This is a genomic window from Amycolatopsis sp. cmx-11-12 (genome assembly GCF_046269425.1).
GTDB lineage: Bacteria > Actinomycetota > Actinomycetes > Mycobacteriales > Pseudonocardiaceae > Amycolatopsis.
Genome location: NZ_JADNQM010000021.1, coordinates 137,058 through 159,731, shown reverse-complemented (window position 1 = coordinate 159,731; position 22,674 = coordinate 137,058). Strand labels below are relative to the sequence as shown.

The 22,674-nt window shown below is 69.0% G+C and carries 20 protein-coding genes and 2 pseudogenes; 15 read left to right on the top strand and 7 right to left on the bottom strand.

Translation table 11 applies throughout. The annotated features are described in order from the left end of the window. Nucleotides 1–121: 121 nt before the first annotated feature. Nucleotides 122–904, bottom strand: a pseudogene (locus ACLARN_RS26890) (DUF222 domain-containing protein); the annotation flags it as partial. A 221-nt stretch (nt 905–1,125) separates the two neighbouring features. Next, nucleotides 1,126–1,559: pseudogene (locus ACLARN_RS26885) on the bottom strand (IS30 family transposase). Between the two features lie 314 nt (nt 1,560–1,873). On the opposite strand from ACLARN_RS26885, the gene ACLARN_RS26880 reads away from it, so the two are divergent. Further along, nucleotides 1,874–2,575: a tyrosine-protein phosphatase gene (locus ACLARN_RS26880; protein ID WP_409494232.1), complete on the top strand. Its 702-nt coding sequence runs from the start codon at nt 1,874–1,876 to the stop codon at nt 2,573–2,575. 63 nt (nt 2,576–2,638) lie between these two features. Here the strand turns inward: ACLARN_RS26880 and ACLARN_RS26875 are convergent, their stop codons facing one another. Both ACLARN_RS26875 and eccCa read right to left on the bottom strand, forming a co-directional pair. Further along, entirely contained in the window at nt 2,639–3,097 is a 459-nt protein-coding gene (locus tag ACLARN_RS26875) for a hypothetical protein (protein ID WP_409494231.1), read from the bottom strand. A 25-nt stretch (nt 3,098–3,122) separates the two neighbouring features. Further along, a complete protein-coding gene (gene eccCa, locus ACLARN_RS26870) occupies nt 3,123–7,064 on the bottom strand; it encodes a type VII secretion protein EccCa (protein ID WP_409494230.1) in 3,942 nt (1,313 codons plus the stop codon). A gap of 152 nt (nt 7,065–7,216) precedes the next feature. Between eccCa and ACLARN_RS26865 the strand changes: the two genes are divergently transcribed. The 6 genes from ACLARN_RS26865 to eccD are packed head-to-tail and all read left to right on the top strand — an operon-like array spanning nt 7,217 to nt 12,658. Further along, nucleotides 7,217–7,999: a WXG100 family type VII secretion target gene (locus ACLARN_RS26865; protein ID WP_409494229.1), complete on the top strand. Its 783-nt coding sequence runs from the start codon at nt 7,217–7,219 to the stop codon at nt 7,997–7,999. Nucleotides 8,000–8,019: 20 nt separating this feature from the next. Continuing rightward, nucleotides 8,020–9,069: a hypothetical protein gene (locus ACLARN_RS26860; protein WP_409494228.1), complete on the top strand. Its 1,050-nt coding sequence runs from the start codon at nt 8,020–8,022 to the stop codon at nt 9,067–9,069. 17 nt (nt 9,070–9,086) lie between these two features. Continuing rightward, nucleotides 9,087–10,436, top strand: a complete 1,350-nt coding sequence (locus ACLARN_RS26855; RefSeq protein WP_409494227.1) for a WXG100 family type VII secretion target — start codon at nt 9,087–9,089, stop codon at nt 10,434–10,436. Nucleotides 10,437–10,440: 4 nt separating this feature from the next. Continuing rightward, on the top strand, nt 10,441–10,959 hold the full coding sequence (locus ACLARN_RS26850) for a hypothetical protein (protein WP_409494226.1): 519 nt from the start codon (nt 10,441–10,443) through the stop codon (nt 10,957–10,959). Beyond that, nucleotides 10,956–11,285, top strand: coding sequence for a YbaB/EbfC family nucleoid-associated protein (locus tag ACLARN_RS26845; protein WP_409494225.1), 330 nt, complete (start codon nt 10,956–10,958; stop codon nt 11,283–11,285). The genes ACLARN_RS26850 and ACLARN_RS26845 overlap by 4 nt, the downstream gene beginning before the upstream one ends. Then, nucleotides 11,282–12,658, top strand: coding sequence for a type VII secretion integral membrane protein EccD (gene eccD / locus ACLARN_RS26840; protein WP_409494224.1), 1,377 nt, complete (start codon nt 11,282–11,284; stop codon nt 12,656–12,658). The genes ACLARN_RS26845 and eccD overlap by 4 nt, the downstream gene beginning before the upstream one ends. Before the next feature lie 147 nt (nt 12,659–12,805). Here the strand turns inward: eccD and ACLARN_RS26835 are convergent, their stop codons facing one another. Then, nucleotides 12,806–13,879, bottom strand: coding sequence for a type VII secretion protein EccE (locus ACLARN_RS26835; RefSeq protein WP_409494223.1), 1,074 nt, complete (start codon nt 13,877–13,879; stop codon nt 12,806–12,808). Nucleotides 13,880–14,026: 147 nt separating this feature from the next. Between ACLARN_RS26835 and eccB the strand changes: the two genes are divergently transcribed. From eccB to ACLARN_RS26820, 3 genes are read left to right on the top strand one after another with little or no spacing between them, the layout of a single operon-like run. Then, the gene (gene eccB / locus ACLARN_RS26830) at nt 14,027–15,451 is read left to right on the top strand and encodes a type VII secretion protein EccB (RefSeq protein WP_409494222.1); all 1,425 of its coding nucleotides are present in this window, start codon (nt 14,027–14,029) and stop codon (nt 15,449–15,451) included. Between the two features lie 14 nt (nt 15,452–15,465). After that, entirely contained in the window at nt 15,466–16,188 is a 723-nt protein-coding gene (locus tag ACLARN_RS26825) for a response regulator transcription factor (protein ID WP_409494221.1), read from the top strand. Further along, nucleotides 16,185–16,841, top strand: a complete 657-nt coding sequence (locus tag ACLARN_RS26820) for a response regulator (protein WP_409494220.1) — start codon at nt 16,185–16,187, stop codon at nt 16,839–16,841. The genes ACLARN_RS26825 and ACLARN_RS26820 overlap by 4 nt, the downstream gene beginning before the upstream one ends. 221 nt (nt 16,842–17,062) lie before the next feature. Here ACLARN_RS26820 and ACLARN_RS26815 read toward each other — a convergent pair whose 3' ends face one another. Further along, complete coding sequence (locus ACLARN_RS26815; RefSeq protein ID WP_409494219.1) at nt 17,063–17,956, bottom strand: SMP-30/gluconolactonase/LRE family protein; 894 nt, start codon at nt 17,954–17,956, stop codon at nt 17,063–17,065. 69 nt (nt 17,957–18,025) lie between these two features. Between ACLARN_RS26815 and ACLARN_RS26810 the strand changes: the two genes are divergently transcribed. Continuing rightward, entirely contained in the window at nt 18,026–18,523 is a 498-nt protein-coding gene (locus tag ACLARN_RS26810) for an Lrp/AsnC family transcriptional regulator (protein WP_409494218.1), read from the top strand. Here ACLARN_RS26810 and ACLARN_RS26805 read toward each other — a convergent pair. Continuing rightward, nucleotides 18,471–19,265, bottom strand: coding sequence for a carbon-nitrogen hydrolase family protein (locus ACLARN_RS26805; RefSeq protein WP_409494239.1), 795 nt, complete (start codon nt 19,263–19,265; stop codon nt 18,471–18,473). The two genes, ACLARN_RS26810 and ACLARN_RS26805, sit on opposite strands and share 53 nt — an antisense overlap. An 84-nt stretch (nt 19,266–19,349) precedes the next feature. Here ACLARN_RS26805 and hisD point away from each other — a divergent pair, with 84 nt between their 5' ends. From hisD to ACLARN_RS26785, 4 genes are all read left to right on the top strand, one after another. Further along, nucleotides 19,350–20,675, top strand: a complete 1,326-nt coding sequence (gene hisD, locus ACLARN_RS26800; RefSeq protein ID WP_409494217.1) for a histidinol dehydrogenase — start codon at nt 19,350–19,352, stop codon at nt 20,673–20,675. Next, nucleotides 20,672–21,772 (top strand): histidinol-phosphate transaminase, encoded by a 1,101-nt coding sequence (locus ACLARN_RS26795; RefSeq protein ID WP_409494216.1) that lies wholly within the window; start codon nt 20,672–20,674, stop codon nt 21,770–21,772. The genes hisD and ACLARN_RS26795 overlap by 4 nt, the downstream gene beginning before the upstream one ends. Next, complete coding sequence (gene hisB, locus ACLARN_RS26790) at nt 21,769–22,368, top strand: imidazoleglycerol-phosphate dehydratase HisB (RefSeq protein ID WP_409494215.1); 600 nt, start codon at nt 21,769–21,771, stop codon at nt 22,366–22,368. The genes ACLARN_RS26795 and hisB overlap by 4 nt, the downstream gene beginning before the upstream one ends. Nucleotides 22,369–22,486: 118 nt before the next feature. Further along, complete coding sequence (locus ACLARN_RS26785; RefSeq protein ID WP_184893319.1) at nt 22,487–22,642, top strand: hypothetical protein; 156 nt, start codon at nt 22,487–22,489, stop codon at nt 22,640–22,642. Nucleotides 22,643–22,674 lie beyond the last annotated feature (32 nt).

Sequence of the window (22,674 nt, the reverse complement as noted above, 5' to 3'; positions counted from 1 at the left end):
CTGCTCCCGCTTCCCCAGCGTCTCCTGGTTCCGCTGCCCTCAGCTATCACCGCTATGATGCGACATAACAATGGTGCAGGTCTTTCACCTCCACATTGATTGACAGCGCCTCGTGGCGCACGCCGGGGTGGGTGCATTCCCGATCCCTGGCCTTGATCAACCGGGCCAGGGAGGCCGGGGATCGATACTTGTCGGCGCCGGCTTCGAGGAGCTGACCGGTTGCGGGGTCGGTGATCAACCGTGACCAGGTCGAGTCGGGGTCGGAGGCGATCTCGCGGACCAGCCAGTCCGGGATAGGCCCGTACCCGGCGAGGGTTGCGGGATCGTCACGCGCACCGGTCAGGGTCAGGAAATCCACGTAGACGTGAATGTGCGCGCGAGGTTTCCCGTGGCCGTCTTCGGCCAGCAGCCGTTCGGCGAAGATATCAGCGCGGTGCTGATCCAGCGTGCGGGACTTGTCCTTGTTTCGGAGGGCCTGCGCGGCCCGACACAGCGAGGCGTAGATCGAGCTGGCGACTTCCGCCGGAAGGTGACCCGAGAGCGTGGACATGGTCTCGTCGTCGTGGATCAGTGACACCTGCCGCACAGCACGTTTCTTCGCGGCTCGTTCCCGATAGCCGTCGGGGTCGAACTTCTGCACCGCAAGGCTCACCGATCGGCGGATCGCCGATGGGACACGACCGGCCAGCCGCTGGGCCATCCAAGCATCCACCTGCCCGGCGACCTCGTCCGTCACCTCCCGAGTCAGCTGGGAGACCTTCGACGCCTTGTACAGGTCGATGTCACCTTTCTCCAGCGCCGCCAACGTGTTCGGCAGGCGAGCGACCAGAGCACAAGAGGTTTCGACGAGCAGGAACGCTTGATTGCGGGAGACCGAGAAGCGCAAAGCCACCTCCTCGGTCACCGATCTTCGCGACCCGCCGACAGCGGCGAATTCGGCTAACGCACGCACCTGACGACCCTGCGCCTAACGAAGCAGAACCTCCTCATCGAACGCGGCCTCAAGAAAGCGAGCGGTTTTCAGGTTAAAAGCAAGAGTTGTGGTCATGCCCATGATCATACTCGAACATGAGTTCGATCGCTACTGAATGTGGGGGATGGTTTCAACTGGTGAGTGCACCACCTCTAGTCTAGCAACACTTTGCTGAATGCTTCGACCGGCTTGAGCCATCCCAGGGTCTGCCGCGGCCTGTCGTTGAGTTCGTCCGCGATGTCATCGAGTTCGTCCTGGGAATATCCGGAGAGGTCGGTTCCCTTGGGGAGATACTGGCGCAGCAATCCATTGGTGTTCTCATTGCTGCCCCGTTTCCAGGGTGAACGCGGATCGCAAAATACACCGGCATGCCCGTCGCCATGGTGAACTGCTTGTGGCGGCCCATCTCGCCACCCTGGTCCCAGGTGACACTGTTTTTGAAAACGTCAGGCAAGGTGTTCATCTTGGCGGCCAGTCGCGGGGCCACGTTCTCGGCCGTGCGATCGTAAGGAATACGCACCAGCATGACAAATCGAGTGCTCCGCTCGACCAAGGTCGCGACCTGTGACTGATTGTTCGCGCCCACGATCAGATCACCTTCCCAGAAACCCGGCACGGCACGGCACGGTCCTCGGCCGGCCGCTCGCTGATCAGGACCATGTCCTTGATCTTGCCCCGCAACTCCGCCCCTCGCGACCGGGCCCGTCGCTTGATCCTTCCCTGACGTAACCCCTCGGCCACCTCCGCCCGCAAAGTCCCCTTCGCCTGCACGAACAACGCCTGGTAAATCGCGCCACCGCCGGCTGGTCTGCCGCGGCGACCAGGTGCGGCTCGGGCCGAGCCCCCACGGCAGCCTGACAAAGAGGCCAACCGAGAGCGGGCGTGACGCGTCTTGTGACTATGACCGGTGGCAGAGAGCTTTCTTGGGACGGGTGCGTCAACGTTCGTGACCTGGGCGGACTGGGGCGGGTCAGACCGCGTGCGGTGGTCCGGATGGAGGCGCCGACGCGCTTGAGTGAGGTTGGGTGGGCGGCGGCCTGGGCGCACGGGGTCCGCACCGTGATCGATCTGCGCGATCCCGACGAGCGCGAGCCGGAGCGCGCGCCGAGACCACCGGGGATCGCGACCGTGTATGTCCCACAGGATCCGGTCGGCACACCGTTTTACGAGCAGTGGAAAGAGATCGACAGCTTGGCTTCGCCGCTGTACTACCCGGCGATGCTCGTCGAACACCCCGAGCCGGTGGTCACCGCCGTGCGGGCGATCGCCAACGCCGCACCGGGGTGCGTGGTGTTCCACTGCGCCGGTGGCAAGGACCGAACCGGGCTGCTGGCCCTCGTGGTGCTCACGCTGGCCGGAGCGGCGCCGGACGAGATCATCGCCGACTACCTGCTGACCTACGACCGCATGAAGCGACGGTATGACGAACTCGGTTTCCGTGACCAACTCGCCGCTGTGACCGAACTCCTCACCGCCCGCGACACCACCTTCGAAGCATCTTTGACCTCGACGATCGCAGCCTTGAAGATGCCCGACTTCCTCCTCGACAACGGTCTGTCCGATACCGAACTCGCCGCCCTGTACGCCCGCTTGACCCTCTGAAGAGAAACCCTTCGGGGCCGCGTACCGGAGAGACCGGTTACGCAGCACCGTGTCGGTCGGCCGTCACCTCCGCCGCAAGTCCTCCCGCATCGCTTCCTGCACGGACTCCCGGGTGCGCTTCAACTCTCCGGCGTTGGCTTCCCATTCGGGATCGGTGACGCCTTTGCCCCCGGCCACCACGTTGCGCAAGCCGCGCACGGTCCGGAAGTAGGTCAGCGCGGCCGTGGTCACTTCAGGCGGTGCGACCAGTTCCAAATGGTGCCGCTGCTCGTAGCACGGCGCGAACACCTGACGTGCCGTCTCGTCGAGTTCGGCTTCGGTCAGGTCGCCTTTCTTGGACAACGCCAACAATTCGCTGCGCGTCTTCGCCAACAAGGAAAGGAAGGTCATGTACACCTCGCGCCGGATCTGCCGCCACTCGGCCGCCACGTCGTTTCGGTCCTTGCGGGCCTGAACCGCCAGTGCGGTTCCCATGGCGATGGCCGCACCGACAAGTGTGGCCAGTAGCGTCGTCCACTGCATTCGTCACAGGTTACGACCGTGCGCCTCAATCCTCCACAGGCTTCGTCCAAGCCACCTGAACGAGCCCCGTCCCATGCCGCCGCGAGACCAGCACACCCCGCCCAGCGGGCTGAGGTCCCGGCTTCACGTCTCCGAGCAGCGCGCCCTCGTCCCGCGAACCGGACATCACGATCCCCGGCGAACCCAGTTCGCGAATCCGTTGCAGCACTGGCTCGAACAGCGAACGTCCGGCACCGCCGCTTCCGCGAGCGACGACGAGGTGCAGGCCGATGTCCCGTGCCTGCGGCAGGAACTCCAGCAACGGCTGCAACGGGTTCCGGCCGACGGTCGCGACCATTTCGTAGTCGTCGACGAGCACGAACAGTTCCGGCCCGCGCCACCATGACCGATTGCGCAACTGCTCCGGCGTGACGTCCGAGCCGGGAAGCCGGTTCCGCATGGCCTGCTGGCACTGGTCGATCAGCCCGGCCAGCGCGGTCTCGGAACCCGCGTAGCCCAGCAGATGCGACTCCGGCACCGCGCCGAGCATCCCTCGCCGGTAATCGGCGACGATGATCGCGGCCTCGGCGGGCGAGTACTTCGCGACGATGCCTTGCGCGATCGCGCGCAGCAGCGAACTCTTGCCGGATTCCACATCGCCGAAGGCCACGAAGTGCGGTTCGGTGGCGAAATCGAGGTACACCGGCCGCAGATTCGATTCCGCGATACCGAGCGTGACCTGCTTGCGCGGCCCGGCCTCCAACGAGTCCAGCGGCACTTCGGACGGGAGCAGGCGCACCGCGGGTGCGGACTTGCCCTTCCACGCCGCGGAAATCCGCCGGTTCAGATCCAGTCCGCCGGCGCCGACCGTGTCCGGGCGCTGATCCGAGTCGATCCGGGGGAGCGCCGCGAGGAAGTGCAGTTTGTCCGCCGTCAGCCCGCGCCCCGGCTTGTCCGCCGGGACGTTCTGCGCGATCTTGCGGTCGATCAGCGAGTCCGCCGGTTCACCCAGTCGCAGTTCGAACTTGGTGCCGATGGCGTCGCGCAGCGGCGCCCGCATCCCCATCCACTGGTTGATCGAGACGACGACGTGGATCCCGAACCCGAGCCCGCGTGACGCCAGGCTGGTGATCTGTTCCTCGAGCTGTTCGTATTCCTGCCGGATCGTCGTCCAGTTGTCCACGAACAGGAAGACGTCGCCGAATTCGCGGCCTTCCGTGCTCTCCTGGAATTCCGCGCGCCGCTGGCGGAACGTGGTGATCGACTCGATCCCGTTGGCGGAGAAGAACTCCTCACGTTGTTCGAGCAAGGTCGTCAGCTCCGCGACGACCCGGCGGCAGCGCTGGGCGTCGCGCCGCGTCGCGTAGCCGGACACGTGCGGCAGCCCGGCGATCGGCGCCAGCGCGCCACCGCCCATGTCCAGCACGAACAGCTGGACTTCTGCCGGGGTGTGCGTGAGGGCGAGCATCGCGGCGATGTCGCGCATCAGGGTGCTCTTGCCGCTCTGCGGCGCCCCGACGATCAGCGCGTGCCCGGCGGCACCGGAGAAATCGGCCCACAGCATGTCGCGCCGTTGCTCGAACGGCTTGTCCACCAGGGCGACCGGGATCATCAGCTTGCCATTGCCGCCCCAGCCCAGCGGGCACAGGCCGCGTTCGGGATCCTCACCGAGCGGCGGCAGCAACTGGTCGAGCGTCGGCGGTTCGGCCAGCGGCGGCAGCCAGATCTGGTGTGCCTCCGGTCCTTTGCCTTCGAGCCGCGAGAGCATCGCGCCGATGATCGTCTCGCCGGTGCCCTTCTCGACCGGTTCTTCCGCCTCGACGGTCACCGGGATCTCCACCGGCGCCAGCGTGAACGGCATCAGCCCGAGACTCCGGCCGTCCTTGCGCACGATCTTGCTGCGCGGCGGCAGTTCCCCCGAGACGTACGCGGCCTTGAGCCGGATGAGGGTGTCGTTGTCGGACTTCAGATACGCCGAACCCGGCACGGGCGGAAGCTGGTAGGCGTCCGCGACACCGAGCACCGCGCGGCTCTCCGACGCGGAGAACGTCCGCAGGCCGATCCGGTACGACAGGTGCGAGTCCAGCCCGCGCAGCCGCCCCTCCTCCAGCCGCTGCGACGCCAGCAGCAGGTGGATCCCGAGACTCCGCCCCAGCCGCCCGATCGCGACGAACAGGTCGATGAACTCCGGCCGTGACGACAGCAGCTCGCTGAATTCGTCGATGATCACCAGCAGCGACGGCATCGGCCGCAGGTTGACGCCGGATTCCCTGGCCTTTTCGTAGTCCCGCACCGACGCGTAGTTCCCGGCCGCGTGCAGAAGCTCCTGACGCCGCAACAGTTCGCCGTTCAGCGCGTCCGCCATGCGGTCGACCAGCGCGAGATCGTCGGACAGGTTGGTGATGACGGCGCAGGTATGCGGCAGCCCGGTCATCCCGGCGAAGGTCGCACCACCCTTGAAGTCGATCAGCGCGAGGTTGAGCTTCTCCGACGAATGGGTGACGGCGAGTGCGGTGACCAGCGTCCGCAGCAGCTCGCTCTTCCCGGAACCGGTCGCGCCGATGACCAGCCCGTGCGGGCCCATCCCGCCTTCCGCCGACTCCTTGAGGTCCAGGTCGACCGGCCGGCCCTCGGGGTTGATGCCCAGCGGGATCCGCAGCCGGTCGCGCGCCGAACGCGGCGCCCAGGTGACCGCGGTGTCGGTGTCGCGCGGGTCGCCGATGCCGAGCAGCCCGCCCAGCCCGAACGTCGCCGACATCGGCGCCTCGCTGACCACGGCCGCGCCCTGGAACAGCGGCGTCAGCATCCGGGCCAGCGCTTCAGCCGCCCCGCGGTCCAAAGTGTCCGGGGTGCCGAGGAAACCGAGCCGCTGCTCGGTCCCGTCGCCGACGACCATCCCCAGCTGCTCCGGGCTCATGTGCAGGCTCAGCAACCGTTCGGACGACACCGACCGCGGCTGCTCGGTGCCGACCTCCACGACGGTGACGCCGAGCCTGCCCTCCTCCGCGACGAGCCGCGTGTCGCCGAGAGTGTGCCCGCCGTCCACGATCACGACGACATGCGGCAGGTCCTGCCGGGAGTCCGGCCGCCTGGTGAACGCGGGCCGGTCGCCGAGGTCGGGGCCGAGGAGATCGGCGAGCTTCCCGGAGTCGGCGTCGACGAGCCGCCGCGGACCGGCGGCGTCGGCGGCGGTGGAGGCCACGTGCGGCAGCCACTTCGCCCATTCCCAGTCGTGCAGCCGGTCGTTCTTCACGCACAGCACGATCCGCAGGTCACCTGGCGAATGGAAGGTCGCGAGCTGGGTCAGCATGGCCCGTGCCGTCCCGAGCGTGTCCGGACGACGGCCGGACAGCGTGACCTGCGCGAACGACCGCAGCGAGACCGCGACCGGAAGTCCCTCGACCGTCGAGTAGGTCCGGATGAAGTGCTTGAGGTTCGTCGAGCACACCGGGTCGAGGTCTTCCAGCGGCACGGTTTGCGGCGCTTTCAGCGGCGTCGCGAGCCGCTGCGGCCCCGTCCCGACCCGCACCTGCCCGAACTGCGAGTCGGACCGGCGGCGGTCCCACAACTTCCCTGTCTCGATGTACGCCCACAGATCCGCCGGATCGGGTTGCAACGCCGCCATGGCCGCGCGCTGGTTATCCGCGATCTCCCGGACCTGGCCGCGTAAACCGGTCAGATAGCGCTGGTAGTCGCGGCGCTCCTCGTTGATCTGCGCCTTCTTCGCCGCGCCACCACGTCCGAGCGACATCACGACCATGCCCGCCATCGCGGTGAGGAACAACGCGCCGAAGATATAGGTCATCACCCCGCCGTCGCGTCCGATGTAGACGAACGACATGGCGCCCATGCCCAGCATCATCGGCATGAACATCAGCAGCTGCATGGCTCCGCCGGAGGAGCCCTTCGGCAGCATCGGCGGGGACTGCAACACGATCTCACCGGGCTGCTCGCCCAGGGCCGGCAGGCGGTCGCGAGTGGCGCTCATCAGGGTCTTTCTGGCCGCTTGTGGGTAATCCTGCCGATCATTCTGGCCACTCGTGCCGCCCCTGCGGTGGGTACTTTTGCCGTCCGCTCGCGTCTGGTGGCGAACTTACGCTGCTGGTCACGCAGACGTGGGGGAACGAGAGAAGGAGAACCATGGTCGGCACGGGCGAGTACCGGGCGGAGCCCGAGGCCATGCGCTCGGCGGTCGGGAACCTCGGCGGCATCATCATGCAGGGCATCAACGTCGTCGGCGACCTCGAACGCACCGTCCTGCAGCCGATGTCGTTCGCCACGTTCGGCAGCGCGGTGGCGGCGGCCAACACGGCGATGCAGAGCCAGCAGGTGGTCGCGGTCCGCACCCTCCTGCAACTGTTGCAGCAGATCAACGGCTTCATCAAGAGCAGCGCGGACGCCTACCAGGCCGCCGACGAGGCGGTCGCGGGCGGATACGGCGGCCGCGCCGGTGGCGGCGCGGCGGGATCCGGGTCGTCGTCGATCTGGGGGAACTCGCACGCGTCCGAACTGGCGACGCTGGCCATCAACGACAGCGCCGGAAGCAACGGCGAACCGTCGTCGGTCGGGAATGTCCTGCGCTACCTGGGGGACGCGCGGCTGGGACAGCTCGGCGACCACCCGATCACCGACGCGCGGTTCCAGGGCGTCTCGGACTTCAACGACTGGCTGGCCGGTGACGCCGACAACCAGGCGCGGGTCGGCGTCATCGAGGTCTACGCCGGTACCGCGCGTAACTTCGGCGACGTGCCGGGCGGGGTGCACAGCGGCGACGTCGTCGTGGTCGAACCGCTCCTGTTCTCCGACAGCAAGCCGATCATCGCCATCGCCGGAGAAGGCGGGCAGCTCTACAACCACGGACTCGTCGAAGCGGACATCAACGGCCTGGCGAAGGTCAGCGTCTACCGCCCGGCTTCCGTCTGACTTCCGGCCTGAGGAGCGACATGCTGACATACCCGAATTCCAGCGCGATGGACGCGACGGCGTCCTCGGGCGGGCCGATCACCATCCTGCCGCAGATCCTCACCGGGCAACCGGAGCAGATCGCGAAGCACGTGCTCGAGGTGCTCAAGAAGGCCAACGAGTTCCTCACCATGTACAACGAGGTGACGAAGGCGGCCGAGCAGCTGAAGAAGATCTGGTCCGGTGGCGCGTCGGACTCCGCGATGAAGAAGATCACGGACTCCCTGAACTCGCTGACCAAGATCGTCCAGGTCGTGCAGAAGGGCGCGGAGCTGCTCGGCATGGCCGGGACGCTGATCAAGACCGCCCAGACGGCCTACAAAGCGGTGGTCTCGGCGGTGAACCCCACGGTCGCGGGCCTGATGTCGAATCCGTGGACCTACGGTGCCGCCGTCGCGCTTTCCACCGCCACCAGTGCTTCGCTGCGCGCGTTCATCACCGCGATCGGCGCGCTGCTGAAGGCGCTCGGCGTCGTCGACCTCGCGAACCAGATCACCCAGATCGCCTCCATCATCGGCGAGGTCCAGAAACTGTTCGGGCACAGCGATTCCGGCAACGGTTCGGCGGGCAACGCGGCCATCTCCGGCACCCCGGTCACCAACCCGCAGGCGCCGGGTTCGGTCGCCAGCGGCGCGGGACAGGCGGCGGTCGGCGGTGCCGGTGGTGGCAGTGGTTCCGGTGGTTCCGGTGGGACGACGCCGGGCGAGACGCCGCCGTTCACCCAGTACCGGCCGCCCGCGTTGGGTGGCAACGGTTCCCAGGGCAACTGGCCGGGCGGCGCGGACTCCTGGATCCCGGTCGACAGACCGTCTGGCGGCGGCGCGGGCGGCAACGGTTCCCTTCCCGGGGCGGGCGCGGGTAACGGCAACACGGTCACCATCACCACCGACCTGAGCACCGGCCGCTCCACCGTGCAGGCGCCGGGTGGTCAGGACATCGATATCGACATCGACATGAACTACGGCGGCAAGCACTTCGAACAGCACATCGACATCGATGCAGGAGCTGACTCACCGGCGAAGGGCAGGTAGCCGTGTCGGGGAGCGGTGTGGTCGACGCGTCGGGCGTCGTCAGCTCGATTCTGTCGAACTATCGGCGGCTCGTGGTCGAGTACCAGCGGCGAGTCACCGGCGACCCCTCGGCGCTGAACGCGGCGGGCCAGCGGTGTGGCGAGCGGGCTTCGACGGTTTCGGGCCGGGCGGACGAGATCGCCAAGGCGGCGAAGGCGCTCAACGCGTCCTGGGAGGGCGACGCCTACACCGCGTTCGCCACGGCCGCGGCGAACCTGAGCCAGGAACTCGCCGAGCTCGGCGCCAAACTGAGCGACCAGTCGAACCGGCTGCGCGCGGGCGCGCAGGCCTTGCAGGGCGCGAAGTCCTGTGTGGACTCGATCCTCGCCCAATTCGACCAGTACGCCGCGCAACTGACCAGCCAGGCGCGCACGGCGAACGCGAACGCGGTCAACGCGTTCATCTCCGCCGCCCGGCAGCTCGGCGAGCGCGCCGCGCAGGCGGCACAGGAGATCGCCGACGAGTTGAGCGAAGAACTCGCGCGGCTGTTCCCGCCGGAGGGCGCCGGCCGGATCGAGCACGAACTCGGCAAATGGGGCCGCGGCCCGTTGTACTGGCTCAACGGTGAAGCGCTCGACGGCCGCAAGCGCCCGCGCTCGCATCCTTCCTGGTTCGGCAATTCCGGCTGGAAGAAGCTCACCTGGGACGGTCTCGAAGGCACGCGCGCCCCGCGTGCCGGTGACACCCCGTTCGGCAGGCCGAAGCCGGAAGGCCTGCGCGACAAGGCCTGGAACAGCACCGAGATCACCTATGCCAAGTGGAAGCAGGAGCAGGACGGTTTCACCCCGGGGTGGGACGCCAAGGTCTCCTCGCAGGGCTGGGACCTCAAGGCGTCCGGGCACGCCGAACTGGCCGCCTTCAAGGAAGAAATCGAAGGTAAGAAGGAATGGGGCGTCGCTTCGGGCAGCGCCAAGGGAACCGCGTTCGTCGGCGGCGAGGTGAACGGTTCGCTCCAGGCGGGCGCACACGGCGTCGGCGTGCACGCCAACGCTTTCGTCGGCGGTAAGATCGAAGGCGAGCTCGCGGCGGACGTGGCCGGGGTGGGCGTCGGCGCGAGCGGAACCCTCCAATATGGACTCGGCGCGCAGCTCGACGCCCAGGCCGTCTACGACGCCGGACACATCAAGGTCAACTTCAAGGCTGGTGTCGCACTCGGTCTCGGCGCCGGGCTCGGCGCGAAGATCGACATCGACCTGCCGAAGATCGCGGACACCGTCGGCGAGTACGGTGGCGCCGCCGTCGACGCGGTGAGCGGTGCGGCAGGCCAGGCCGCAGACGCCGTCGGCGAGGCTTGGGACGACGCGATCTCCTACGTGGGCACATGGTGACAGGATGAGCGAAACGATGACGCAGGACCGGGTTTCCCTCCCGCTGGGCTTCGACATCCCCGATGGCTGGGTGCCGGTCGAGCCGTCGTCCGTCGGCGCCGACGGCGCGGTCTTCGTGGCCCTGCACTCCGTGCCGGACGGGGAGTTCACCCCCAACATCACCTTGAGCGTCGGGCAGCGGCCGGACCCGGCGCGGATCACCGAGATCGCCGACGAGGCCGTCGAACGCCTCGGCCGGTCCATGGCCGCGCTCGAACTGGTCCAGCGCAAGGTGATCGGCACCGGGGTCGCCCCCGGCGTGACGCAGCTGCTGCGCATCCGCACCGGCGAGGGGCAGGAACTCGTGCAGACCCAGGTGCAGCTGACCGTGCCCGGCGCGAGCCCGGCCGACCGGCTGATCCTCCAGATCGCCTGCACCGCAACGCCCGAGACGGCACGCCGGCTCGGCGACGACTTCCGCAGGTTCGTGGCGAGCGTCCACGTCCGGCGGGATTTCACCGCAGATGAAGGAGAAGACTCGTGACCACGGACCCCTACGCCATGCCGGACATGGACGAGTTGCTGGACCAGGTCCGCAGGCAGACCGAAGAGGTGCAGCGCATCCAGCGGTCGGTCGAGGCGATGGAGGTCAAGGCGCACTCGCGGCAGAACGAGGTCACCGTCGTGCTGCGCGGTGACGGCCGGTTCACCTCGATCGACATCGACCCGCGCGCGGTGCGCCAGTACGACGCGCGCAACCTGTCGGAGATCGTGCTGGAGGCGGTCAACAACGGGTTGCAGAAGCTGGCCGAGGCCAGCAGCGCCAAGTTCGCCCCGGTCATCGAGTCCGCCAAGTCGATCGAAGCATGACGGCCGCGATCGCCGGCTCCACCCGGCGCGTCACGGTGGTGACACCGCGGGCGCGGGTCGATGTGGCGCTGCCGCAGCAGAGCACGTTCGCCGAACTCGTCCCGCAGCTCGTCCGGCTCGCGGGCGCGTCCGGACAGGCGTCGGCCGAGCATCCGGGATGGGTGCTGTCGCGGCTCGGCGGCGCTCCGCTCGCGCTCGGCCTCACGGTCGCCGCGGCGCAAGTGCGCGACGGAGAAGTACTGCACCTGACCCCGCGGGAACGCCCGCGGGGTCCGCTGCTGTTCGACGACGTCGTCGATTCGATCGCCAGCGTCGCCGAGTCGGGCACCGGCCGCTGGGGACCGTCGGTGGCGCGCAAGGCCGGCATCGTCGCGTCGGTGATCCTGCTGCTCGCCGGTGGCCTGCTGGTGCAGGCGGCCGCGTCCGGCAGTGTGCTGGCGCCGATCGGGACCGGGCTGCTCGCGCTGGTCCTCGTGCTGGGTGGCGGTGCGTTGAGCCGTGCGTACGGCGACGCGGAAGCCGGTGCCGCCGGCGCGCTCGCCGGGGTCGGCGCGGCGTTGCTGGCCGGGATGTCGATCCTGCCGCCGCATCCGCTGTTCTCGCTGTCGGCCGGACCGCTGGCCGCCGGGCTCGCCGTGGTGACCGTGTACGGCGTGATCGCGGCCGTTTCGGTGGCGGACCGGCTGCCGTGGTTCGTCGCGGTCACCGTCGCCGCCGGGCTCGGCGCGATCACCACCGCCATCGTCCTGCTGGCCGACGTCCGCGCGGTCTCGGCGGCGGCCGTGGTCGCCGTCGTGGCGACGGCGCTGGCCGCGGTGGCGCCGATGATGGCGCTGCGGCTCGGCAGGCTGCCGCTGCCCCGGGTCCCGGACGACATGGACGCGTTCCGCGCCGACGAGAACCCTTCGCTGGGCGAGGACATGGTCGGCGGGACGACCTACGCGCAGGGGTTGCTGACCGGGCTGCTCGTGGCGCTCGGGCTCACCGTGGTCTCCGCGTGTGTCGTCCTGGCGTCGTCCGGCGGGGCCTGGGAAGCGGGCCTGTGCGCGTTGCTGGGGCTGGCGCTGATGTTGCGCTCGCGCGCGTTCGCCGGTCGTTCGCAGCGGCTCGTGCTCATCGGTTTCGGCGCTGCGGCCCTGGCGTCGGCCGGTTTCTGGCTCGCCGCGGGCGGGCCGCGTTCGTTCGTGTTCGGCGCGGGCTGCGCCGTCGTCGTCGCGGCGGGCGTCTGCCTCACTTACGCGACGCGGGTCGCGAAGGGACGCCGTTCCCCTTACTGGGCACGGACTCTCGACATCGTCGAGTTCCTGGTGCTGCTCTCGCTGATCCCGTTCGTCGGCATGATCGCCGGCGTCTACGAGGCCGTCCGGAGCTAGCCCCCCCCACGCAATTCGTCCTCTAGTTGCGGTCCTTGCGCCACGCAAGTACCGCAAGCAGGGGACGAATTGCGGTGTGGTTTTACGTCCGTGAAGGACTCCTTCCCTACCCTCAGAGAGGAAAGGAGTCCTCCACGGACTGTCCCCTCAGTCCTCCAGCGCCAGCGGCAGGGTCCGCCGGACCGCCGCCGCGTGCCGTCCGTGCAGCGGGGTCACCGCGATTCCTTCGGGCCGCACCGTCTCCGCCCCCGGCCGTCCGCCGACCCGGATGGTCACCTCGGACTTCTCGCGCCCGCCAGGGGTGCGGTGCAGCGTGTACGAAGTCGCGGTGAACGCCGAGCCGGGTACGTGAAGATCCAGTGTCCGCGCGAGATTCCGCTCCGACCGCGGCCGGTAGCAGACTTGCGAAGCGCCGCCCCAGTCCCAGGAACGCCAGCCGTTCACCGGCGCGTCCTGGCCGCTGCCGAGCGCGACGCGGAGTTCTTCGGCCACCTCACCGGCTTCGAGCACGGTGCTCTCGAACCCGGCTTCGGCCAGCGCGCCCATCAGCGACAGCGCCGCGCAGGCGGTGCTCCGCAGCGCGCCGAGCTCTCCGCCGCCGCGGGCGAGCGCCGCGATCGGCGCGTCCTCCGGCCGGTACCGCACGGCGAGCCAGCGGACCCGGATCAGCGACTGTCCATTGGGGACGGTCCAGGTCAGCAACTGCGCGCTGGACAACGGGATCCCGGTGCTCGCGTAGGCCTCGCGCAGGATGGCGACCAAAGCGTCCGGATCGGGTGCGACGCCGCCCCTGGTCAGCCGCACGATGGCGCTCCAGCCGTCGCCGACCTCGGCGACACCGAAGCGGTTGCCCGCGCGGTCGACGTGCTGGCGGACCCGGACGGGACCGGCGAGCCGGTGCAGCGGATCGGGGACCTCACGTTTGTCGCGACGCTTCAGCCGGAATCCGGCCCAGGTGAGCAGCCAGCCCGCGACATGGCGCCCGGTGAAGCGGACCGACGTCGTCAGGACGAGGACCGCCGCCACAGCCGTGATGCTGATCTGCGCGGGCTGAGGGATCCCGTCGACGGTGAAGGCCAGCAGGATCGCGATCCCGGCGATCTCCCAGAGCGCCGCTTGCAGCGGGCGGATCGGCAGCAGCCAAGGCAGTGGCGCCGCACCCGCGGTGCCGTGTTCCGGGGCCTGGCGTGGTGTGGCCACCGCCGGGGCTTCAACCGACAAGGAATTCCCCTCCTCCGTGCACGCGCCCGACGGTAATCCCGTCGCACGCGGGGGAGGGGCGTAAAAATTACCCTCACCGTGAACCTCGGCGGAACCTAACGTGATGGACCTTCGGACGGGTGGGTACGAACGGCGGGGTACGGGAGCGTGTGGACGCAGCGGGACCAGATCCAGGCCTACCAATTCCTCCGCAGGAGGCTGGTTTCGGCACTGGTCTCGGCGGACGCCAACCATCCGGTCGCCCCCAGCCGCAGACTGGTGATCGGAACTCTGTGCGGCCTCGGCGTGGCGCTGCTGGTCACCGCGGTCTTCGGCGTGATCGGCCTGCTGAACCCCTCCGGCGGTAAGGACTGGCTGGCGGGCGGCAAGGTCATCGTCGAGGAGGGCACCGGCGCCCGGTACATCCTCGGCCAGGACGGCGCTCTGCATCCTGTGCTCAACTACGCTTCCGCGCGGCTGATGGCGGGCGGCAACGGCGAGGCCACCGTGACCGTCCCTTCGGACAAGCTCGCGAAGGCCCCTCGCGGTTCGCAGATCGGTATCCCCGGCGCCCCCGATTCACTGCCCGCGGCCGCCGTGCTGCTGAAGACCCCGTGGACGAGTTGCTCGCGCACGACCCAGGACGCGCCCGCGTCGGCCGAACCGGAGACGACGGTGCTCCTCGGCGCGCCGGCCGCCGGGGTCGACCTGCCGAAGGACCAGGCCATCGTGGTCCGCGTCCCGGAAGGCGAGCGCTACCTCGTGACGGCCGGGCGCCGCTACAAGCTGACCCCGGAAGCGGCCGCGACGTTGCAGTTCGACACCTACCCGCCGATCGCGGTGTCCTCGCGGTGGATCGGCACCGTCGCCGCCGGACGGGATCTGGCCTACCGCGCGGTCGAGGACGCCGGTCGTCCCGGCCCGAAGGTCGGCGGCAGCGTGACGAAGGTCGGTTCGGTGCTGGGCGTCATCGACGCGATGGCGTCGCCCAACGACGCGACGTCGTACTACCTCGTCCACGCCGAAGGACTCGAGCCGATCGGCCAGACCGCGGCGAGCCTGCTGATCAACACGCCGCAGAACGCGGACGCCTACACCGGCGTCCCGGCCCCCGTCGCGGTGCGCGCGGCCGACGTCGCCGCGGTGCCGAAGGTGGGCACGGCGAGGACGGGCGGGGCCGATCCCGCGGAGTATCCGGACCGGATCCCGCGAAAAGCGCCCGTTACCGGACAGTCCGTGACGCTATGCGCGCAGGGTTCTCGAATTGTTATCTCCGCACAGGTCCCGTTGCCGCAAGGTGCGAAGGCGATCCCGGTGACGGCGCGGACGGACGCGCTGGTCGCCGACGCGGTTTTCGTGCCTCCGTCGGGGGGCGCGGTGGTGGCGGAATCCGGTTCCGGCACGGTTTACGTCGTGACCGACACGGGCCTGAAGTACCCGGTGGCGAGCACTGAGGCACTCGCTTCCCTCGGTTACGGCCAAGCCGAACGACAACCGGTTCCGAATGGGTTGCTGGCACTGGTGCCGCGAGGGCCCGCGCTGGATCCGGCGCAGGCCGGGCGTGCGGTGTCCGCGGCGGGTGGGACGGGGTGAGCGGGAACGTGCAGATGACTGAAGACAGGCCGGAGACCGACCGGGTCGACGTCGCGGTGATCGAGGACCATCCGTTGTACCGGCACGCCGTTGTCCGGGTCCTCACCGAGGCCGAGGGGATCGAACTGGGCGCGGTGGTCGATTCGGTCGCCCGGTTCCACGTCCACCCGCAGCCGCCCGGTAGCGTCGTGCTGCTCGATCTCGGCCTGCCGGGGATCGCCGGGGCGGCGGCCGTGCTCCAGGTGTGCGAGCTGGGGCATCACGTGCTCGTGGTGTCCGCGCAGGCGGAGTCCGAACAGGTGCTCGGCGCGATCGCCGCCGGTGCGAAGGGATTCCTGTCCAAGGACGTCGACGTCGACGAACTGCTGATCGCGATCAGGACGGTCGCGCAGGGCCGGGCCTACGTTTCCGCGGTGGTGGCCGGAATGATCATCAAGGACAACGCCGACCGCCCCATGCCGGCTCCGGACGTCGCGCTGTCGGCGCGGGAAAAGCAGGTCCTGCGGCTGGTCGCGGCGGGCGAACGCGACGTCGACATCGCCCGCATCCTGGGGATCGGAGTCCGGACGGTTCGGGGCTACCTGGACCGGATCCGTGACAAACTCGGAGAGAGAAGGCGGGCCGGTCTGGTCCGCAAGGCCATCCAGCTCGGGCTCGCGTCTCCACCGGAGGTGCCCGGGCCGTCTCGGCCGGTCGCGCCCCGCGACGACGCGGGCGGATTCGAAGGACGCCGGTGAACGCAGACGAGCAGCAGCCGAAACGCAGCACACCGATCAACGTCGGGGTGATCGAAGATCATCCTTTGTACCGGGACGCCGTCGCGCGTGTCCTCACCGAAGCGCCGGATATCGAGCTGGGCGCCGTCGCCGACTCCGTCGCGCGGTTCGCCGTCCAGGAACAGCCCGCGGGCAGTGTCGTCGTCCTCGACCTCAAGCTGCGCGGCGTCCAGGACGCCGCCGCGGTACTCGAAGTGGGGCAGATGGGGCACAAGGTGCTCGTGGTGTCCGCCCACGCCGAACAGCCCGAGGTGCTGGGCGCCATGCAGGCCGGTGCGAAGGGCTTCCTGTCCAAGGACGTCGACGGCGACGAACTCCTGCGCGCCATCCGCACCATCGCGGACGACAACGCGTACGTGTCGCCGACGCTGGCCGGAATGATCATCCAGGACAGCGAAGATCGCCACGCCGGGCCCAAGATCGTGCTGTCCGAACGGGAAAAGCAGGTCCTGCGGCTGGTCGCGGCTGGCGAACGGGACGTCGACGTCGCGGAGATCCTGAACATCAGCGTGCGGACGGTGCGGTCTTATCTCGACCGGATCCGGGACAAGACCGGGGAACGGCGACGGGCCGGGTTCGTGCGGGTGGCGATCCGCGAAGGGCTGCTGCGCTAGCGCGCCTTCCGTCGCGGGGAGTCCGTGAAGGCCTCCTTCCCTACCTTGAGGGTAAGGAAGGAGGCCTTCACTACGTCACCGGCCTGGCGTGGGGAGCCGATCGCCGCTTGAAGTACATGAAGGTCCCCTTCCTTGCGCCTAGCGCAAGGAAGGGGACCTTCATGTACTTACGCGCGTTGCTGTGGCCGGTGGGGCGGCTCCTCAAGGAGTCCCTCACATGGCTACCGCGGCCCCGAGAAGTTCACCCGCAGCGTGTAGACCGAACTGCTCGCCGTGATGAACAGATCGTTCCGCCGCGGCCCGCCGAACGTCAGGTTCGAACAGACCTCCGGCACCCGCAGCTTCCCGATCCGCGTCCCGTCCGGCGCGAAACAGTGCAGCCCGTCGTGCGCGGCCGCCCATACCCGGCCCGCGGCGTCCAGGCGCACGCCGTCGAACATCCCGGCGTCGCAGGTCGCGAAGATCTCGCCACCGGAGAGTGTCCCGCCGGACACCGAGAAAACCCGGATATGGCTGGGATTTTGCCGGGTGTCCACGATGTAGAGCAGTGACTCGTCGAGCGAGAACGCGAGCCCGTTCGGACGCGTGAAGTCGTCCGCGACGATGCGCACGGAGCCGTCCGCCGGGTCGGCGCGGTAGACGTGGCAGGCACCGATCTCACTGTCCGCCTGATGGCCTTCGTAGTCGCTGTCGATGCCGTAGCTGGGGTCGGTGAACCAGATCGCTCCGTCCGAGGCTTCGACGACATCGTTGGGACTGTTGAACTTCTTGCCTTGATAGGTGTCGGCGAGGACAGTGGTCGTGCCGTCGTGCTCGGTGCGCGTCACCCGGCGGCCGCCCTGTTCGCAGCTGACGAGCCTGCCCCGGCGGTCGACGGTGTGCCCGTTGTGGAATCCGGCGGGCTCGCGGAACACGCCGACCACACCCGTGGTCTCGTCCCATCGCAGCACGCGGTCGTTCGGGATGTCGCTGAAGACCAGGTACCGGCCGGCGGGGAAGTAGGCGGGCCCCTCGGTCCAGCGGCAGCCGGTGTGCAGCCGTTGCATCCATTCGTCACCGTTGACGCGGGCGAACCGCTCGTCGAGGACCTCGAAGTGTGCCTTGACCTTGTCCATGAAAACCCCCAGTGATCAGGATGCCGTATTGCAACTATCATGAATCACTGAACTTGATATGGTCAATATATGGATGAGTTGGATCGCATATTGCTCACCGCGTTGCAGCAGGACGCGACGCAGGCGTATGCCGCGCTCGGCAAGGCGGTCGGGCTGTCCGCGGGCGCCGCGCACGAGCGGGTCCGCAAGCTGCGGGACCAGGGCGTCATCCGGCGCACGACGGTCGACGTCGACCCGGCGGCGGTCGGCCGCGGGGTGATGGCTTTCGTGCTGGTCGAGGCCAACTCGTGGATGGGCGATTCGCCGACGAAGGCCGCGCTTGAGGCCTTGCCGGAGGTCGTGGAGGCGCACGTCATCGCGGGGCCGGCGTCGCTGCTGGTGAAGGTGCGCACGCCGACCACGGAGGAACTACAGGCGTCGTTGCGCAGGCTGTACGCCATCGAAGGCGTCACCGGGACGCAGACGATCGTGGTGCTCGAATCCTTCTTCGAGCGCTCCGTGAACGCTACAGCCGCTAGAGGCGACGGTTGGCCAGTGCCCCCGTCGCCGCCCGCGCCTTCCCGCTGACCGACGGATCCACGTCGACGACCACGGTCTCCGGCCCGGCGCCCAGCTGGGCGTGGACGCGCCCGAAGCCGTCGGACACCGTCGAGTGGCCGATCCCGGTCGGCGCCTTCGGATTCACCTGTGTCCCGCTCGCGACCGGGTCGGCCTGCCCGCAGCCGAGGACCCAGCAGCCGGAGTCGAGCGCGCGGGCGCGCACCAGGACCTCCCACTGCTCGCGTTTGCCCTCCCCGGCGCCCCAGGACGTCGGCACGAGGACGATGTCGGCGCCGTCGTCGGCCAGCTTCCGGAACAGCTCGGGGAAACGGATGTCGTAACAGGTCGCGACGCCGAAGGTCACGCCGTCGACCTCGAAGGTCACCGGCGCGGTTCCGGGCGCGACCGTGTCGGACTCGGCGAATCCGAACGCGTCGTACAGATGGATCTTGTCGTAACCGAGGTGATGACCGCCGCCGGTGACGAGCAGTGTGTTGCTCACGCGCCCGTCCGGCGCCGGCGTGAACATGCCCGCGACGATCACGACCCCGTGCTCGTCCGCGATGGACGCCACAGTGGACGCCCACGGTCCGTCCAAAGGTTGCGCGAGCGGTTTCAACGGGACGCCGAAGCGCGCCATCGTCGCTTCGGGGAAGACCACGATCCGCGCGCCGTCGGTCGTCGCGGCGACCACGCCTTCGCGAATCAGCTTCAGGTTCGTTTCGGGATCCTCGGCCGCTGTGAGCTGGCACAATCCGATTCGCGGCACGGCGGCCTCCCTCATCGTGGGATCGCTGGTCACCACCCCAGTGTGCCTGCTCGGCGCGATCCGGCCACCTCGTACCCTTGAGTCATGCTGAACCGTACCGACCTGCGTGGACAGGTCCCGTCCGTTGCCGAACTCAGGAGCACGCTCCCGCGTGCCGAGTACGACGTGGACGCGGCGCTGCATCACGTACGGCCGGTGGTCGAGGCGGTCCGCGATCGCGGTGTCGAGGCGGTTCTCGAGTACACCGAGAAGTTCGACAAGGTCCGCCCCGGCGGCGTCCGGGTGGCCGCCGCCGAACTCACGAGCGCGCTCGAGAACCTGGATCCGGCCGTCCGCGAGGCGCTGGAGGAGTCCATCGCCCGCGCCAGGAAGGTCCACGGCGATCAGCGCCGCCAGGACGTCACCACGGAGGTCGTCGACGGCGGCACCGTCACCGAACGCTGGATCCCGGTGGAGCGCGTCGGGCTGTACGCGCCGGGCGGGCTCGCGGTGTACCCCTCGACCGTGGTGATGAACGTCGTCCCGGCGCAGATCGCCGGCGTCGGCACGCTCGTGCTTTGCTCGCCGCCGCAGGCCGCGTTCGGCGGTCTCCCGCACCCGACGATCCTGGCCGCCGCCGAACTGCTCGGCGTCGACGAGGTCTGGGCCGTCGGCGGCGCGCAGGCCGTCGCACTGCTCGCGTACGGCGGCACCGACACCGACGGCGCGACGCTGGAGCCGGTCGACATCGTCACCGGGCCGGGCAACATCTACCTCACCGCGGCCAAGCGGCTGCTGCGCGGCATCATCGGCATCGACTCCGAGGCCGGCCCGACCGAGATCGCGATCCTCGCCGACGGGACCGCCGACCCGGTGCACGTCGCCGCCGACCTGATCAGCCAGGCCGAGCACGACCCGCTCGCCGCGAGCGTGCTGGTCACCACGTCCGAGGAACTCGCGGAGGCGGTGGACAAGGAACTGACCGGGCGCGTGGCCGCGACCAAACACGCCGAGCGCGTGACGGAGGCCTTGAGCGGCAAGCAGTCTGGCATCATCCTGGTGTCCACTGTGGACGACGGGCTCCGCGTTGTCGACGCGTACGCCGCGGAACACCTGGAGATCCAGACCGCGGACGCGCGTTCGGTGGCCGCCCGGGTGCGCAACGCGGGCGCGATCTTCGTCGGGGCGTACGCGCCGGTCTCGCTCGGCGACTACTGCGCCGGGTCGAACCACGTCCTGCCCACCGGCGGGTTCGCGCGGCACTCGTCCGGGCTTTCGGTGCAGAGCTTCCTCAAGGGTGTGCACGTAGTCGACTACAACGAGGACGCGCTGCGCGAGATCGCCGGCCGCGTCGTCGCGCTGGCCAACGCGGAGGACCTGCCCGCGCACGGCGAGGCCATCACGGCGAGGTTCGAGGGGGAGCGGGCATGAGCATCGGCGAGGAGATCACACTCGACGCGCTCCCGCTGCGGGAGGACCTGCGGGGCAAGACCCCGTACGGCGCGCCGCAGCTCGACGTGCCGATCCGGCTCAACACCAACGAAAACCCGTACCCGCCGCCCGACTCGCTGGTGGCCGACGTCGCCGAGGCCGTCCGCGTCGAGGCCGCTTCGCTGCACCGGTACCCGGATCGCGACGCTGTCGCGCTGCGGCAGGACCTCGCGGACTACCTCGCGGTGTCCACCGGCGTGCTGGTGTCGGAGTCGAACGTGTGGGCCGCCAACGGGTCCAACGAGATCCTGCAACAGATCTTGCAGGCCTTCGGCGGTCCCGGCCGGTCTGCGCTGGGCTTCGAGCCGTCGTACTCGATGCACCCGATCATCTCGGCGGGCACCCGCACCGACTGGCTACCGGTGCCGCGCCGCGACGATTTCACGCTCGACACCGAGAAGGCGGCCGCGCTGGTGCGGGACCGCCGTCCGGACATCGTGTTCGTGACCAGCCCGAACAACCCGACGGGCGGGTCGATCCCGTTCGGTGAGTTGCGAGGGCTGCTCGAAGCGGCACCGGGCATCGTGGTGGTCGACGAGGCGTACGCCGAGTTCTCGTCGCAGCCGAGCGCCATCGAGCTGCTCGAGGAGTACCCCGCGAAGCTCATCGTGTCGCGCACGATGAGCAAGGCGTTCGCCTTCGCGGGCGGACGGCTCGGTTATCTGGCGGCCGCGCCCGCGATCGTCGACGCCTTGCAGCTGGTGCGGCTGCCGTACCACCTCTCGAAGCTCACGCAGGCCGCCGCACGGGCGGCGCTGCGGCACGCGGACGCCACCCTGGCGTCGGTCGCCAAACTCGCGGCCGAACGCGACCGAGTGGTGGAATCGTTGCTGGGCTTGGGATTCACGCCGGTCCCGAGCGATGCGAACTTCGTCCTTTTCGGACGCTTCGCGGACGCGCCCGCGACCTGGAAGTCCTATTTGGACAATGGCGTGCTGATCAGGGACGTCGGCATCGAAGGTCACCTGCGGGTGACCATCGGGACGCCGGAAGAGAACGACGCCTTTCTCGAGGCCAGCAAGGAGGTGCCGCGATGAGTCGCGTCGGCAAGGTGGACCGCACCACCAGGGAATCGTCCATTTCGGTCCAGCTCGACCTGGACGGCACGGGACAGGTGGAGATCGACACCGGTGTCCCGTTCTACGACCACATGCTCACCGCGTTCGGGGTGCACGGCTCGCTCGACCTCAAGGTGCAGGCGACCGGTGACGTGCACATCGACGCGCACCACACCGTCGAAGACACCGCGATCGTGCTCGGCCAGGCGCTGCGGCAGGCGCTCGGCGACAAGAGCGGCATCCGCCGCTTCGGCGACGCGTGGATCCCGATGGACGAAACCCTCGCGCACGCCGCGATCGACGTCTCCGGGCGGCCGTACTGCGTGCACCTGGGCGAACCGGAGCAGTTCAACAGCTTCACCATCGGCGGGAACTACCCGTTCGTGCTGACGCGGCACGTGTTCGACTCGCTGTCGTTCCACGCGCAGATCGCGCTGCACGTGCGCGTGCTCCACGGCCGGGACCCGCACCACATCGCCGAGGCCGAGTACAAGGCCGTCGCGCGCGCCCTGCGTGCCGCGACTGAGCCGGACCCTCGGGCAGCTGGCATCCCCTCGACCAAGGGCGTTCTCTGACCGCCGCGTTTCGTCCTCTGGTTGCGGTCCTTGCGCGTGCAACTACCGCAACCAGAGGACGAATTGCGGGGAGCACCCGGCGCGTTCGGGCGAGCGCGGATGTGGCAGGGTGGCGGGCGTGAGTAACTCGACCATCGCCGTGCTGCTGCTCGCGCTCGGCGGCTTCCTGATCGGCGGCGTCTACGCGACCTGGAAGAGCGTCAAGTTCCTGGCCGTGGTGCTGGGTATCGGTGCGTTGCTGGCGATCGGCGGAGCCATCGCCTGGCTGGCCTGAGGCCGCCGTCCGGTAAATCGCGTGCGCGCCGG

Bases quoted from the DNA above. Each gene is read 5' to 3' on its own strand.
- eccD (WP_409494224.1), top strand. From the start codon at position 11,282: ATGACGGCCGCGATCGCCGGCTCCACCCGGCGCGTCACGGTGGTGACA.
- ACLARN_RS26825 (WP_409494221.1), top strand. From the start codon at position 15,466: ATGACTGAAGACAGGCCGGAGACCGACCGGGTCGACGTCGCGGTGATC.
- eccCa (WP_409494230.1), bottom strand. From the start codon at position 7,064: ATGAGCGCCACTCGCGACCGCCTGCCGGCCCTGGGCGAGCAGCCCGGT.
- ACLARN_RS26815 (WP_409494219.1), bottom strand. From the start codon at position 17,956: ATGGACAAGGTCAAGGCACACTTCGAGGTCCTCGACGAGCGGTTCGCC.
- ACLARN_RS26860 (WP_409494228.1), top strand. From the start codon at position 8,020: ATGCTGACATACCCGAATTCCAGCGCGATGGACGCGACGGCGTCCTCG.
- hisD (WP_409494217.1), top strand. From the start codon at position 19,350: ATGCTGAACCGTACCGACCTGCGTGGACAGGTCCCGTCCGTTGCCGAA.
- ACLARN_RS26875 (WP_409494231.1), bottom strand. From the start codon at position 3,097: ATGCAGTGGACGACGCTACTGGCCACACTTGTCGGTGCGGCCATCGCC.
- ACLARN_RS26810 (WP_409494218.1), top strand. From the start codon at position 18,026: ATGGATGAGTTGGATCGCATATTGCTCACCGCGTTGCAGCAGGACGCG.
- ACLARN_RS26850 (WP_409494226.1), top strand. From the start codon at position 10,441: ATGAGCGAAACGATGACGCAGGACCGGGTTTCCCTCCCGCTGGGCTTC.
- ACLARN_RS26795 (WP_409494216.1), top strand. From the start codon at position 20,672: ATGAGCATCGGCGAGGAGATCACACTCGACGCGCTCCCGCTGCGGGAG.
- ACLARN_RS26865 (WP_409494229.1), top strand. From the start codon at position 7,217: ATGGTCGGCACGGGCGAGTACCGGGCGGAGCCCGAGGCCATGCGCTCG.
- hisB (WP_409494215.1), top strand. From the start codon at position 21,769: ATGAGTCGCGTCGGCAAGGTGGACCGCACCACCAGGGAATCGTCCATT.
- ACLARN_RS26880 (WP_409494232.1), top strand. From the start codon at position 1,874: ATGACCGGTGGCAGAGAGCTTTCTTGGGACGGGTGCGTCAACGTTCGT.